We start from the raw sequence: 13,319 nt of genomic DNA, 5'->3' as shown, positions 1-13,319 counted from the left end.
TCAATACCTGGGTAGCATTTGGTCGTCGACCAGAACTGGGGTTTTCGCATGAAAACAAAAGGGTTGAAGTACCTAGAGTCTAGAGAACAGATCCCTGAGCCCTGATAACGCAACACCGCCACAAGTACCGGGATTATCGACAATGTGTATTATGTAAAATTAGACGGAAACGAATTAGAGCCAATTTGCCTCGTTGTCGGCCCCAAGGAATTTTGGTAACCGCCAGGATTGAGCGCCAAGCGGCAACACATTCAGTTCCTTGCGCGCTCCCCGCCACTGAGGCACAGGCAGATCAGACAACGCCACGAACCGGTTGCAGTGCGTCGGCTCCAGCAGACGCACCATCTCGTGTACCGCCACGTACTCAACTAAGTCCCTCGGGTTTTTTACCTACTCGGTGTTGAGTCGGATATTGCCGGCCTGATGGTTGCAGCTAAGCGCGCAACTCACATCGCCACCACCTGGGGCGCAGCCCATCCGCAGCGCGATATCGCACCGCGATATTTGATCGGCGCATTAGATCCTGCGCTTCCATTCCTTTGGCCAGCCCCTTCAGCCGACTAAGCTTCACAGCACAGCATTTGAATTCGATCTTCAAGGTCGACACAGGGGTAATTGCCATGAGCATCAGCGCCATCAACGTCCGCAACCAGTTTCGCGGCACGATCAAGGAAATCATCGAGGGACCGGTGGTGTCCGAGATCGACGTCATCACGCCCAACGGCACTTTGGTGAGCTCCGTCATCACGACGCGCTCGGTCAAGGAACTGGGCCTTGCCGTCGGCCGCGATGTGGTGGCACTGGTCAAGGCCACCGAAGTGGCTATAGCTACGCTTTAAGTCGGCCCCCAGCCCATCGCCGAGGAAATTCCATGGCCATCTACTCATCACCCCGACTATTGATCGTACCCGGCCTGCACGACAGCGGCGCTGCCCATTGGCAGAGTTGGCTGCAGCACCAGTTCCGCGACGCCAAGCGCGTGGTGCAGCGTGACTTCAGCCAACCTGACTTGGCGCGTTGGTCGGCGCGCATCAGCAGCACATTGGACGCTGCAGTTGGATCTTCGCCCGACGGCGAATGGATCGCCGTGGCGCATAGTTTTGGCTGCCTGGCACTCGCGCACCACTTGGCCGAACATCCCGACTCGCCGATTCGACAGGCGCTGTTTGTGGCGCCGGCCGAGCCCGACAAGTTCGGCCTGGCCGAGCTGCTGCCCCACCACAGGCTGCACATTCCCAGCACCTTGATCGCAAGCCAAAACGATCCCTGGATGAGTGCAGCGAGCGCCTTGCGCTGGGCCAGCCGCTGGGGTGCGAGTTTCACCAACTTGGGCGCCGTCGGACATATCAATACCGAATCCGGCTTCGGGCCTTTTCCGCTGGCCAAGCGCTGGGTCGATTCGGCCCGGGCAAAAGCCGCGCGCGAACGGCGCCCTCAGCACACGAGCTTCCAAGAATGGTCGTTCGCAGTTTGACCTCCACCAGCGTTGCCGCTGATCTCTTTTGAATTTCCACAAACATGGAATTTAGCCATGCCAAGCCTGCGCCTGGGCGATCTCGCCCCCGACTTTGAACAAGCCTCGTCCGACGGCCCTATCCGCTTCCATCAGTGGTTAGGCGACAGCTGGGGGGTGCTGTTCTCGCACCCGGCCGACTTCACGCCCGTGTGCACCACCGAACTGGGAAAGACCGCCAGGCTGAGCGAGGATTTTGCGCAGCGCAATGTCAAGGCTATTGCGCTATCGATCGACCCGGTCGAGTCGCATCTGCGCTGGATTGACGACATCAATCAAACCCAGGGCACAGAAGTGCGCTTCCCCATCATTGCCGACGCCGACCGCAAGGTCTCCGAGCTGTATGACTTGATCCACCCGAACGCTTCCACCACGGCGACGGTGCGCTCGTTGTTCATCATCGACCCGGCCAAAAAAATTCGGTTGATCATCACCTACCCTGCCAGTACCGGCCGCAACTTCGATGAGATCCTGCGTGTGATCGATTCGCTGCAGCTGACCGACAGCAACTCGGTGGCCACGCCGGCCAATTGGAAGGACGGCGACGATGTCGTGATCCTGCCCTCCATCCAGGATCCCGAGGTGCTGAAGCAGAAGTTCCCGCAAGGGTTTGATGTGGTGCGACCCTATCTGCGCTACACCTCGCTGCCCAAGCGCGCCGCCTAAGCTGCGCCGAAACACCGCGGGGAGCTTTAGCGCCCCTTGTGACAAGAAGACATTGAAGTTGCAAGGCAGCCGGGCGCAGACCCGGCTGCCTTTTTTGTTCATTGCAGCCCATCGTGCTGGACTGCATTTGGCGCCACTTGCGTGCCGCCGCTGCAATGCCTCTGTGCGACCGCTCGTCCCAAAAGCCAATAGGTGTTTTTCGCGTTTGGATAGAAGCAAGCCTTCGTTCGCAAATATGCGGGTCAACCCTAGGATGAGAACCATCAAAACTTCTTCTCGGACAGACTCTCATGACTCTCAATCGTCGCAGCTTCAATAAATCCAGCACCGCCGCTGCCCTGCTCGCTCTAACGGCCACTTTATTCGGTGTCAGCGCCGCCCATGCAGATCAGCTGGATGACATCAAAAAGAAGGGCGAGCTAGTTGTCGGCGTGCTCGGCACCGATGAACCCAATAGCTTCATCGACCCCAAGACCCGCGAGATCGTTGGCTACGAGGTCGATCTGGCCCAGGCCGTCGCCAACAAACTGGGCGTCAAGCTCAAGATCAAGCAACTCGCCGTGGCCGCCCGCATCCCCGAGCTGCAGCAAGGCCATATCGACCTGCTGGCCGCCTCGCTGACCCACAACAAGGAGCGCGAAGCCGTCATCGATTTTTCGCTGACCACTTTTGTCACCGGCCAAAAAGTGCTGGTCAAAAAAGACAGCGGCATCAAGAACGTCGCCGATCTGAACGGCAAAAAAGTCGTCACCATCAAGGGCGGCACGCAAGAGCCGAACATCCGCAAGGCGGTCCAGAATGTGGAGGTCGTGACCTTCGAGAACGGCCCGCAAGCCTTCCAGGCGCTGCAGCAAGGCAAGGGCGTGGCCTTTGTCAATGACGAGGTGTCGCTGCTGGACCAGCATGCCAAGCTCGGCGCCCTGCAAGCGCAGTATGTGATCCTGCCGCAAAACCTCAGCGTCGAGCCGCTCGCACTGGGCATCAAAAAGGGCGAGGCCAAGTTCAAACTGCTGATCGACGACACGCTGCGCGGGTTGGAGAAGTCCGGCGAAGCCGAGAAACTCTTCATCAAGTGGTACGGCCCCGACACGCGCCTGAAGTTCCCGGTGCGCAGCTTCAAGATCGAGACCGACAAGGTCGACGCCTGATTTCTGTCTGTTTGACCTTTCATTTCTTGCCTGAAAGGGGGCCGGCCACGCGCAAAGACTAACGCAAACCAACCATGCACAGACGCCCCGCTTGCGGGGCGTTCCCACATGGCCCGAGCCCGTCGCGCAACAAAGCCCGCCCCGGTCAAGCAAAACTGCACACTGCCTTTCAGCACCCACGCCCCTGCTCTCCCCTATGCCGCAACTCGATTTCCAACTGCTGCTGCATGGCCAGTTCTATGACTGGCTGCTCAGCGGATTTTTGTTCTCCCTGCAGCTCACCGGGCTGACGCTGGTGCTGGCCTTGCCGCTGGCCACCGGCGTGGCGCTGCTGCGCCTGGCGCCCTCGCGCATCGCGCAGGCGCTGGGCTTTGCCTATGTGGAAGGGATTCGCAGCGTGCCGCTCTTGGTGCATATGCTGTTCTGGTACTTCGCCGCGCCGGAGGCCTTGCCGGATGGCATCAAACAGTGGCTCTACAGAGGCAATGTCGAAGCGACGGCCGCCGTGATTGCCTTGACGCTCTACACCGCTGCATACATGGGCGAGGACATCCGCTCCGGCCTGCGCGCCGTGCCGCGCACCCAGTTCGAGGCGGCGCGGGCGCTGGGGTTCTCCTATCTGGCCAGCATGCGCCTGGTCGTGTTGCCGCAAGCGCTGCGCATTACGGTGCCGCCGCTGATCTCGCAAACACTCAATCTCTGGAAGAACACCAGCATCGCCACCGTGATCGGTGTGGCCGAGCTGATGTACCAGGCGCAGCGGGTCGAGACCGCCAGCTTTCGCGGCTTTGAGACCTTCGCGCTGGTGACGGCCGCGTACTTGAGCGTGTCGCTGCTGATCACGGCGCTGGCCTGGGCCTTCCAGCAGCGCTATCCGGTGAGGGCCGCCTGATGCTGGAGCTGATCGACACTTATTGGCTCTACTTCCTGGTCGGCCAATATCCCAAGGGCCCGCTGGGCGGCTTGGCACTGACCGTGGTCTTGGCCAGCTTGGGCCTGCTGCTGGCGCTGCCGCTGGGCCTGCTGCTGGGTCTGGGGCGCATCAGCCCGCTGGCCTGGGTGCGCCTGCCGGTCACAGGCTTTGTCTTTGTGGTGCGCGGCACACCCTTGTTGATGGTGGTGTTCTGGGCCTATTTCTTCTTGCCCACCATCACCGGGCACAAGACCGATCAATTCACCACCATGTTGGCCGCGCTGGTGATTTTCGACGCCGCCTATCTGGCCGAGATCGTGCGCGCCGGCCTGCAGGGCCTGCCACGCGGGCAGATGGAGGCCGCCCGCTCGCTGGGCCTGAATTACTTGCAGGCGCTACGTCTGGTGCTCTTGCCGCAAGGCCTGCGCCATATGCTGCCCTCGCTGGTCAATCAATTCATCTCCACCATCAAGGAAACGTCCTTGGGCACCATCATCGGCCTGTCTGAGCTGAGCTTCATCGCCAACCAGATCAATGGCCAAGTGCTGGTCAAGCCGCTTGAGGTCTATAGCGTGCTGGCACTGAGCTACTTCGTGCTGTGCTTCGGCCTCTCGCGCCTGGCCTATGCGCTGGAGCGCCATTTGAGCAAGCCACAAACGCCCACCGGGCCCGCCCCCATAACTTCGCAGGTCCCCGCATGATTGAATTCGACAAAGTCAACAAAAGCTACGGCAATTACAAGGCGCTGAGCGATATCAGCGAGCACATAGGCAGCGGCGAAGTAGTGGTGGTGTGCGGCTCGTCCGGCTCGGGCAAAAGCACCTTGATCCGCACGCTGAACCGTTTGGAGCCGATAGAGTCGGGCCGCATCTTGCTGAACGGCCAAGACATCCACCGCAAAGGCCTGGACGTGAACGCCTTTCGCTCTGGCATCGGTTTTGTGTTCCAGCAGTTCAATCTGTTTCCGCATTTGACGGCACTGGAAAACTGCAGCCTGGCGCCGATCCGCCTGCGTGGCTTGAGCCGCGACCAAGCGCATGAACGCTCACTAAGCTTGCTGCAGCGCGTGGGCCTGGCACACAAGGCCGACGCCCTGCCCGCGCAGCTGTCCGGCGGCCAGCAGCAGCGCGTGGCGATTGCGCGCGCACTGGCCATGCAGCCACCGGTGATGTTGTTCGATGAACCGACCAGCGCGCTCGACCCCGAGATGGTCGGCGAGGTCTTGCTGGTGATGCGTGACCTGGCGGCCGAAGGTATGACCATGATCTGCGTCACCCATGAAATGGGCTTCGCCCGTGAAGTGGCGGACCGGGTGCTGTTCTTGGACGCGGGGCGCATTTTGGAGCGCGCCACCCCGGAGGCCTTCTTCAACCGCCCTCAGCATCCGCGTGCGCAGGCCTTCTTGTCGGATATCCGTACCCCATTTGCCCGGGTCGAATAAGCAAAGCACTTTTCATTGGAGGACAAAGCGGCGGCGTTTGCCAATAATTGGAAAACGAATAAGAAAGCGCCTCTTCCAATGAATTTTCAACAACTCCGCTCCATCCGCGAAGCCCAACGCCGTAATTTCAATTTGACCGAGGTGGCGGCCGCGCTGCACACCTCGCAGCCCGGTGTCAGCCGGCAGATCCGTGAGTTGGAGGATGAGCTGGGCATCGAAATCTTCATGCGCGCCGGCAAGCGCCTGACCGGCCTGACCGAGCCGGGCGCGCATGTGATGCCCATCATCGAGAAGCTGCTCAGCGAGGCGGAGAATCTGCGCCGCGCCGGCGCCGACTACGCCCAGACCGGCGCCGGCAATCTGCGCATTGCCGCCACTCACAGCCAGGCGCGCTATGCGCTGCCACCGGCGGTGCGCGACTTTCGCAGCAGCCACCCGGATGTGGTGTTGAACCTGCACCAGGGCTCGCCGCAACAGGTCGCGCGCTTACTGCTGGACGGCGAGGCCGATGTGGGCATCGCCACCGAGGCCCTGACGCAATACCCCGAGCTGATCGCCCTGCCCTGCTACCGCTGGACCCATGCAGTGATCACACCGGTGGATCACCCTTTGGCGCGCGAGGCCGCCGAGGGTCAGGTCTTGACGCTGGAGCGGCTGGCGCAATTCCCCATCGTCACTTATGAGCTCGGCTACACCGGCCGCTCCCACATCGATGATGCCTTCCGCCAAGCGGGCCTGAACTTGAACGTGGTGCTGGCCGCGATGGACGCGGACGTGATCAAGACCTATGTGGATCTTGGCCTGGGCGTGGGCATCGTGGCGTCGATTGCCTATGACGAAGAGCGTGACCGACATCTGGCCGCCATCGATGCGCGGCATCTGTTTGCCGACAATATGACGCGCCTGGCGGTGCGCCGCGACGCTTATCTGCGTGATTATGTCTATGCCTTCATCGCCACTTTTGCCAGCCCGCTGACGCGCGCCGCCGTCGATGAAGCGCGCAGCGCGAGCAGAACAGAATAGCGCGCAAACCCGCACCCGCTCCTCGCAGGCTGACCTTTGAAGCCACCCTGCCGGCGCCTCATCGAGCGGCTTTCCCCTCCGTCTTGGTCGCCGCCTGGGCTTTGGCCTGCGCTTTGTCCTGGGATTTGGCCTGGGCTTTGGCAATACTGCCTTCCACCTGCGCCGCCAGCTCTGAACCTGGAGGCACCACGGCGAGCACCCGGCGCCAATACGCCACAGCCTCCTCATGATGCCCTTGCTCAAGCGCCACGCTGCCGGCCAGGGCCAAGGACTGCAGATGATTGGGTTGGGCGCTCAGGGCGCGCTGAATCAGCAGCTCGGGCTCGCCTATCAGGCTTTGCCGGCCCAAGCTCATGGCCAGCGTGACCGCATAGTCGCTGAGCATGTCGGCGTCATTGGGTGTGAGGCGCAGCAACTGTTCATAGGCCCGCACGGCATCGCCATAACGCTGCAGGTTCTCATAGGAGCGCGCCAACATACGCCAGCCCTTGGCGTCGTCGGGCTGGGCCTTGAGCTTTTCGGCCAGGCGCGCCACCATGGCAGCAATTTGCTCGGGGCCCACGCCCGCAGCGGCCTTCAGCTCGGGCGCTGGCGCCGCGCTCAGCAGTTCATCTTGCTGCCAGGCGTTGGGCTGGCCCAGCCAAAGGTAGGCGCCTACAACAAAACCGGCCAAACCCAGGGCCAGCAGGCTGCGAGGCCCCGCGCCCAGATCGGCCAGAGCGGGTGCCTGCGACGGGCTGCGCCTAAGCAGCAAGGTCAGCGTCAGCAGCAAAAGCAAAGCCGCCGCGCTGATGAAAACAAAGTTTGCATTCATCTTGATAGTTCCTCGTTCAAAGGCCCTGAGGTGCTGCGCCTTTGCTTTGCCAGTACCCGGTAAAGCCAGCCGCCGCCCAGGCCCAGCAAAAGCAGTGGCCCAAACCAAAGCGCCCAGGTACTGGGCTTTAGCGGCGGACGGTAAAGTACAAAGTCGCCGTAGCGCTGCACCATGAAGGCCAGCACCGCCTCGTCGCTGGCGCCCGCCAGTACCTGCGCTTGCAGCTCGCGCTTGATGTCCTGGGCCAACTCGGCTTGCGAATCGGCCAGGGTCTGGTTTTGGCAGACCACGCAGCGCAGGATTTCGCTCAGATGCTGGACGCGGGCCTGTGCGGCGGCATCAAGCTCGGCCGCGCGCAAGCCAAGAGACGCGAACAACAGGAGCAAGGCCACCGACCACATCTTTCCATCACGTCGCATCACGCAGTCTCCGAATCAAGGGCAGCAGCTCTTGCTGCAACCTCTCTTGGGTCAAAGGGCCGACCAGCTTCAGGCGCACCCGGCCCTGGCGGTCAATCAAAAAGGTTTCGGGCACACCGTAGACCCCCCAGTCCATGCCGGCCCGGCCGTCCAGGTCCAACACAGCGAAGCGAAAAGGGTTGCCCTGGGCCTGCAGCCACGCCGCGCCCTCGCGGTCCTTGTAGTTCAGGCCCACCAGCGTCAGCCCCGGCTCACGGGACAGCGCCAGCACCTGCGGGTGCTCCACCCGGCAAGGCTGGCACCAGGAAGCAAAGACATTGAGCACCCAGACCTGACCCAGCAACTGCTGCGGCGAGAAGCTGCCGCTGGCCCCATTGAGCTCAAGCAGTGGCAGCTCGAAGGCAGGAGCCGGCTTGTCCAGCAAGGGCGAAGGCAAAGTCTGCGGGTCACCGCGCCGCAGGCCCAGGGCCAGCAAGGCGGCCAGGCCCAGGAACAGCGCCAAGGGAATCAGACCCCGCCAGGAGCGGGCCATCACAGCCGCGCTCATGCGGCCTCCAAGGAGCCTGAGGGCGGGGTCTTCTGGCTTACCGTCACCGGAACCTTGCGATAGCGCCTGTCGCTGGCTGCAAGCGCGCCACCCAAGGCCATCAGCAGGCAGCCAGACCAGATCCACGTCATGAAGGGCTTGATCTGCACGCGCAGGCCATAGCTGCCGCCGCTGCTGCGCTCACCCAAGGAGATGTAGAGATCGCGGCTGAAACTGCGGTCAATCGCCGCCTCGCTCATCGGCATTTGCTGCACCGGATAGAAGCGCTTCTCGGGCCGCAGCGTGGCCACCAGCGTGCCCTCGCGGCGTACTTCGAAGCGCGCCTGCGCGGCGATAAAGTTGGGGCCGCTACGGCGTTCAATCGACTCAAAACGGAACTCATAACCGCCCAGATTCAGCGTTTGGCCCGGCTGCAGGCTGGCCTCCTGGCTTTGCTCCAGGCTCTTGACCAGACTGACGCCCAGCACAAACACCGCCAAGCCGCCATGGGCCAACCACATGCCCCATTGGCTGCGCGTGGTCTGGCCCCAGCGTGTGGCCCAGCTGACGGACGATCCCGGTGGCCGCTGCAAGGTGTGTGCGATATGCCAGCCGGTCGCCAACAAGACCCACAACCCCAAGCTCAGGCTGACAGCCGCCAACAGCGAATGCAAAAACGCAAAGCTCAGCAATGCACCGAGCAGAACGCTCGTTAGCAAGGGCAGGCGCAGCTGCTTGAGCAAGGCGCCCGCGCCCCGGCCGCGCCAAGTGGCAAAGGGGCCAAAACCCAGCAAGGCCAGCAAAGGCAGCATCAGCGGCGCGAACACCGCGTCAAAGTAAGGCGGGCCGACTGAAATCTTGGCGCCACTGAGGGCGTCAATCGCCAGCGGATACAGCGTACCCAGCAGCACCGTGCCGGCGCTGACCAGCAGGAACAAGTTGTTGATCAACAAAAGCGTCTCGCGCGAGGCGAGTGCAAAGCCTTCTTCCGCGTGGCTGCGCTGCTCCATCTGTGGCGCGCGCCAGGCGAACAGCGCCAAGGAGCCGCCAATCGCCAGCACCAACAAGGCCAAGATATATAGCCCGCGTTCAGGGTCGGTGGCAAAAGCATGGACCGAGCTGAGCACGCCGGAGCGAACCAAAAAGGTGCCCAGCAGCGACAGCGAAAACGCGCAGATCGCCAGCAACAGTGTCCAGTTCTTGAATACGCCGCGCTTTTCGCTCACCGCCAAGGAGTGGACCAAAGCGGTGCCAACCAGCCAGGGCATGAAGGACGCGTTCTCGACCGCGTCCCAGAACCACCAGCCGCCCCAACCGAGTTCGTAATAAGCCCAGAAGCTGCCCAGGAAAATACCGCCGGTCAGAAAAGCCCAGGCCGCCAGCGTCCAAGGTCTTGTCCAGCGCGCCCAGGCGGCGTCGAAGCGCCCTTCCAGCAAGGCGGCGATGGCAAAGGCAAAGGCCACCGCGAAGCCGACATAACCCATATAGAGCAGCGGCGGATGAAAAATCATGCCGGGGTCTTGCAGCAGCGGGTTCAGGTCGCGGCCGTCGGGGGCGGCCGGCAGCAGGCGCTCAAACGGATTGGAAGTCAGCAGCGTGAAGCTCAAAAAGCCCGCGCTGATCAGCCCCAGCACGGCCAGCACGCGGGCGCGCAGCAGCGTGGGCAGCTCGGCACTGAAACTGCGAACGGCCAGCGTCCACAGCGCTAGAATCGTGATCCACAGCAGCAGCGAGCCTTCATGGCTGCCCCAGACCGCGCTCACTCGAAATTGCAATGGCAGCCGTGAGTTGGAATGCGCGGCCACCAGCTTGAGCGAAAAGTCGTTTTGCGCAAAGGCCCAGACCAGGCCGGCAGCGGCCAAGAACACACACAAGGCCTGCGCCAGCGCCGCCTGGTTCGCAAGCTGCAGCCAGGCCGGCCGCTGCGGCGCCAGCAAGGGCGCCAAGCCTTGAATCACGGCCAGGCCCAGCGCCAAGATCAGCGCCAGATGGGCAAGTTCGGCCGTCATGGTTGCAGCCCCTGCTGCTGCTTGGCCTTGGCGGCAGCCTCCAAGGCCCGCGCCGCCTCGGGCGGCATATAGTTTTCGTCATGCTTGGCCAGCACCTCCTCGGCAACGAAGCCCAAGCTTTCGCTCAGCCGACCTTGCGCCACCACGCCCTTGCCCTCCTTGAACAGATCGGGCAGCAAGCCGCGGTAATGAATTTGCAAGCGCTGCTGCTGGTCGGTCACCACGAAGCGGTTGCCCAGTCCATCGGCCTCGCGCTGCAGGCTGCCGGCCTCGACCAGGCCGCCGACGCGAAAGCTGCGTCCCTTGGGCGCCTCGCCGGCCTGCACCTGGCTGGGCGTGTAAAAGAACACCAGATTTTTGCTGAAGGCCTGCAGCACCAAGGCGGTGGCCAGACCCAGACCGGCCAGGCCCAGCCCGAGCAGCAACAGGCGTTTTTGACGTGGGCTCATAGATCGTCAAGCTGTGCATGCAGCTGCCGCAAGATGCCCTGCCGCTGCCGTAGCAAGCTCCACAGCTCCAGCCCCAAAGCAGCGGCCACCACTCCGAAAGAACCCCAAACATAGCGGCCATAGCCGCCCAGCCATGCAGCGGCCAGCACGCTGTCCCAAACACCCGCATTCATTTCAATTTTCCTTCGCTATTGCGCAGCAGGTCCAACACCCAGGCGCTGCCGGCTTCCCGTTCAAGTATCTTGTTACGCAGGCGCAGCAACACCGCCGCGATCGCATAGGCCCATAGCGCCAAGGTGCAGACCAACATGCCGGCCAGCATGGTGTGTGCCATGCTGGGCGCGGCCGTCAGGCTGACCGAGGCGCCTTGGTGCAAGGTGTTCCACCAGCGCACCGAAAAATAGATGATGGGCACATTGACCACGCCCACCAGGGCCAGCAAGGCGCTGGCCTTGTCGGCACGGCGCGGGTCCTCAATGGCGGCCTGCAAGGCCATGAAGCCGATGTAGAGAAAAAGCAGGATCAGCTCCGAGCTCAGCCGCGCATCCCAGACCCACCAAGTGCCCCAGGTCGGCCGGCCCCACAGCGCGCCGGTCCACAAGGCCAGTACCGTCATCAGCGCCCCGGTCGGCGCCAAGGCGCTTGCCAGCAGCGAGGACAAACGCGTATTGAGCACCCAGCCCAAGCCCGCCCAAAAGGCCATCGCCAAATAGATCAACATGGACAGCCAGGCAGCGGGCACATGCACAAAGATGATGCGGTAGGCCTCGCCCTGTTGGTGGTCGGTGGGCGCCACAAAGAAGCCGATGTACAGGCCCAGCACACCCAGCAAGGCGGCGGCCAGCGCGAAGACGGGCCAGAGCCGGCCGGCCAGCGCATAGCCGCGCGAGGGTGCGGCGAATTGGCGCCAAGCGGCCACGGGCGCAAGGTTTCTGGGACTGGCCGATGCCGGGCCTAAGCTCAAGCTGCTCATGCCGACCTCCGCTGAAATTCACTGTTTGGCATCTTTCATCACTCCAAGGCAATACGCAGGGCCGCTGCCGTCGCCCAGGGCGAGAGCACGGTCACGGTCAAAAACAGGGCGGCCAGCAGGTACAGATGCGGCTCGGCCGACAGCCCCGCCTGCACCGCCGTCGGCGCGCCGGCGCCAAAAATCAAAGCCGGGATGTAAAGCGGCAAAACCAAGAGCGCCAGCAGCACCCCGCCGCCCGGGCCGCCGCGCGCGCCCAGGCTCAGCGCCGCCCCAATGGCACCGATCTGGCTCAGCACCGGCGTACCGAGCAGCAGGCTCAGCCAAAGCACGCCGCTGACGTCGCTAGCCAAATCAAATTGCAAGGCCAGCACGGGCACCAGCAGCAGCAAGGGCAGGCCGGCCAGCAGCCAATGCGCCAGGCCCTTGGCCAGCACCAGCAGCACGGTCGGCTGCGGCGTCAGCAGCAATTGCTCCAGCGTGCCGTCGGCCCAATCCGCCGCAAACAGGCGCGGCAAGGCGATCAGGCTGGCCAGCAGCGCAGCCACCCACAGCACGCCGGGGGCGATCTGGCGCAGCAGTTCCGGCTGAGCGCCGACGGCCAAAGGGAACAAGCTGGCCACCATGACAAAGAAGAACAAGCCGCCCAGCAACTCGGCCGGCCGGCGCCAGGCCAGCAGCAGTTCGCGGCGCAGCAAGAAGAAAAAGTAATTACTCATGCGGCCAATCGCAAGCGCAAAAGCTGCTGAGGCGCCAGCCTCAAGGTCTGCGTTTGATGGGTGGTGTAAACGAGCCGCGCACCTTGCAGCACCAGGTGCGCAAGCCTGTCCTTCAAGCTCAGGATGCCGGCGTCGTCAAGCGCATCAAAGGGCTCGTCCAGTAACAAGATTTGCGCTGCCGCTGGAGCTGCTGCTGCAGGCTCAGGGTCCACAAAAAGGCGCGCCAAGCTGACCCGCTTGCGCTGGCCTTGCGACAAAGCTCGCACCGGCAACAAGGCTTGGCGCGCCAGGCCTATGCGGGCCAGCGCGGCCACGGCCTCGGCTTGCGCGAAAGGCTGGCGCCGGGCACCGCTTAAATTAATCGTCAGGCAGAGGTTCTCCCAGGCTAGCAAATCATCCTTCAAGGCCGGCGCATGGGCGATATAGACCAGCCCTTCGCGCCAAGCGTCCAGCTGCGCCGACAAAGGCCGGCCGCGCCAAAGAATCTCGCCTTGATGCGGCCGACTCAGGCCCGCCAAGAGCCGCAAGAGGCTGGTCTTGCCACTGCCGTTGGCGCCTTCTACCAGCAGCGCCTGCCCGGCAGCAAGGCCAAAACTCAAGCCCTCAAACAGCGGCCGATGGCCATGGCCGAAGGCCAGCGCTTTTGCTTCCAAACCCACGCTCGCCTCCTTGATTGCCAATGAAAATGAATACCGAACCCCAAGAGTTC

The 13,319-nt window shown here is 62.8% G+C and carries 17 protein-coding genes and 1 pseudogene; 8 read left to right on the top strand and 10 right to left on the bottom strand.

Annotated elements, in window-relative coordinates; genetic code table 11:
• Nucleotides 1-174: 174 nt before the first annotated feature.
• Nucleotides 175-378 (bottom strand): annotated as a pseudogene (locus LNV09_RS24830) (YgjP-like metallopeptidase domain-containing protein); the annotation flags it as partial.
• Between the two features lie 242 nt (nt 379-620).
• Here LNV09_RS24830 and LNV09_RS16235 point away from each other — a divergent pair.
• From LNV09_RS16235 to LNV09_RS16200, 8 genes are all read left to right on the top strand, one after another.
• Nucleotides 621-839 (top strand): TOBE domain-containing protein, encoded by a 219-nt coding sequence (locus LNV09_RS16235; RefSeq protein WP_263558104.1) that lies wholly within the window; start codon nt 621-623, stop codon nt 837-839.
• A 32-nt stretch (nt 840-871) separates the two neighbouring features.
• Nucleotides 872-1,474, top strand: a complete 603-nt coding sequence (locus LNV09_RS16230; RefSeq protein WP_263558103.1) for an RBBP9/YdeN family alpha/beta hydrolase — start codon at nt 872-874, stop codon at nt 1,472-1,474.
• Nucleotides 1,475-1,531: 57 nt separating this feature from the next.
• Complete coding sequence (locus tag LNV09_RS16225; protein ID WP_263558102.1) at nt 1,532-2,179, top strand: peroxiredoxin; 648 nt, start codon at nt 1,532-1,534, stop codon at nt 2,177-2,179.
• A 290-nt stretch (nt 2,180-2,469) separates the two neighbouring features.
• Entirely contained in the window at nt 2,470-3,327 is an 858-nt protein-coding gene (locus LNV09_RS16220) for an ABC transporter substrate-binding protein (RefSeq protein ID WP_263558101.1), read from the top strand.
• Nucleotides 3,328-3,523: 196 nt separating this feature from the next.
• Nucleotides 3,524-4,219: an amino acid ABC transporter permease gene (locus LNV09_RS16215; RefSeq protein WP_263558100.1), complete on the top strand. Its 696-nt coding sequence runs from the start codon at nt 3,524-3,526 to the stop codon at nt 4,217-4,219.
• The gene (locus tag LNV09_RS16210; RefSeq protein ID WP_263558099.1) at nt 4,219-4,941 is read left to right on the top strand and encodes an amino acid ABC transporter permease; all 723 of its coding nucleotides are present in this window, start codon (nt 4,219-4,221) and stop codon (nt 4,939-4,941) included. The genes LNV09_RS16215 and LNV09_RS16210 overlap by 1 nt, the downstream gene beginning before the upstream one ends.
• Nucleotides 4,938-5,681, top strand: coding sequence for an amino acid ABC transporter ATP-binding protein (locus LNV09_RS16205; protein WP_263558098.1), 744 nt, complete (start codon nt 4,938-4,940; stop codon nt 5,679-5,681). Before LNV09_RS16210 ends, LNV09_RS16205 begins: the two co-directional genes overlap by 4 nt.
• A 78-nt stretch (nt 5,682-5,759) precedes the next feature.
• Nucleotides 5,760-6,704 carry a CysB family HTH-type transcriptional regulator gene (locus tag LNV09_RS16200; RefSeq protein WP_263558097.1) on the top strand — a complete coding sequence of 315 codons (945 nt, stop codon included), beginning with the start codon at nt 5,760-5,762 and terminating at the stop codon, nt 6,702-6,704.
• Between the two features lie 58 nt (nt 6,705-6,762).
• Here the strand turns inward: LNV09_RS16200 and LNV09_RS16195 are convergent, their stop codons facing one another.
• The 9 genes from LNV09_RS16195 to ccmA are packed head-to-tail and all read right to left on the bottom strand — an operon-like array spanning nt 6,763 to nt 13,269.
• The gene (locus tag LNV09_RS16195) at nt 6,763-7,518 is read right to left on the bottom strand and encodes a tetratricopeptide repeat protein (RefSeq protein WP_263558096.1); all 756 of its coding nucleotides are present in this window, start codon (nt 7,516-7,518) and stop codon (nt 6,763-6,765) included.
• Nucleotides 7,515-7,937, bottom strand: coding sequence for a cytochrome c-type biogenesis protein (locus LNV09_RS16190; RefSeq protein WP_263558095.1), 423 nt, complete (start codon nt 7,935-7,937; stop codon nt 7,515-7,517). The genes LNV09_RS16195 and LNV09_RS16190 overlap by 4 nt, the downstream gene beginning before the upstream one ends.
• Nucleotides 7,927-8,484 (bottom strand): DsbE family thiol:disulfide interchange protein, encoded by a 558-nt coding sequence (locus LNV09_RS16185; RefSeq protein WP_263558094.1) that lies wholly within the window; start codon nt 8,482-8,484, stop codon nt 7,927-7,929. Before LNV09_RS16185 ends, LNV09_RS16190 begins: the two co-directional genes overlap by 11 nt.
• The gene (locus LNV09_RS16180) at nt 8,481-10,472 is read right to left on the bottom strand and encodes a heme lyase CcmF/NrfE family subunit (RefSeq protein WP_263558093.1); all 1,992 of its coding nucleotides are present in this window, start codon (nt 10,470-10,472) and stop codon (nt 8,481-8,483) included. Before LNV09_RS16180 ends, LNV09_RS16185 begins: the two co-directional genes overlap by 4 nt.
• On the bottom strand, nt 10,469-10,921 hold the full coding sequence (ccmE, locus tag LNV09_RS16175; protein WP_263558092.1) for a cytochrome c maturation protein CcmE: 453 nt from the start codon (nt 10,919-10,921) through the stop codon (nt 10,469-10,471). Before ccmE ends, LNV09_RS16180 begins: the two co-directional genes overlap by 4 nt.
• On the bottom strand, nt 10,918-11,094 hold the full coding sequence (ccmD, locus tag LNV09_RS16170; protein ID WP_263558091.1) for a heme exporter protein CcmD: 177 nt from the start codon (nt 11,092-11,094) through the stop codon (nt 10,918-10,920). Before ccmD ends, ccmE begins: the two co-directional genes overlap by 4 nt.
• A complete protein-coding gene (gene ccmC / locus LNV09_RS16165; RefSeq protein ID WP_263558090.1) occupies nt 11,091-11,894 on the bottom strand; it encodes a heme ABC transporter permease CcmC in 804 nt (267 codons plus the stop codon). The genes ccmD and ccmC overlap by 4 nt, the downstream gene beginning before the upstream one ends.
• 38 nt (nt 11,895-11,932) lie before the next feature.
• A complete protein-coding gene (gene ccmB, locus LNV09_RS16160) occupies nt 11,933-12,610 on the bottom strand; it encodes a heme exporter protein CcmB (protein WP_263558089.1) in 678 nt (225 codons plus the stop codon).
• Nucleotides 12,607-13,269, bottom strand: a complete 663-nt coding sequence (ccmA, locus tag LNV09_RS16155) for a heme ABC exporter ATP-binding protein CcmA (protein ID WP_263558088.1) — start codon at nt 13,267-13,269, stop codon at nt 12,607-12,609. Before ccmA ends, ccmB begins: the two co-directional genes overlap by 4 nt.
• Nucleotides 13,270-13,319 lie beyond the last annotated feature (50 nt).

Source organism: Paucibacter sp. B2R-40 (assembly GCF_025717555.1).
Taxonomy (GTDB): domain Bacteria; phylum Pseudomonadota; class Gammaproteobacteria; order Burkholderiales; family Burkholderiaceae_C; genus Paucibacter_A.
The sequence above is the reverse complement of the archived record's forward strand: the minus strand, read 5'-3'. Positions and strand labels throughout refer to the sequence as shown.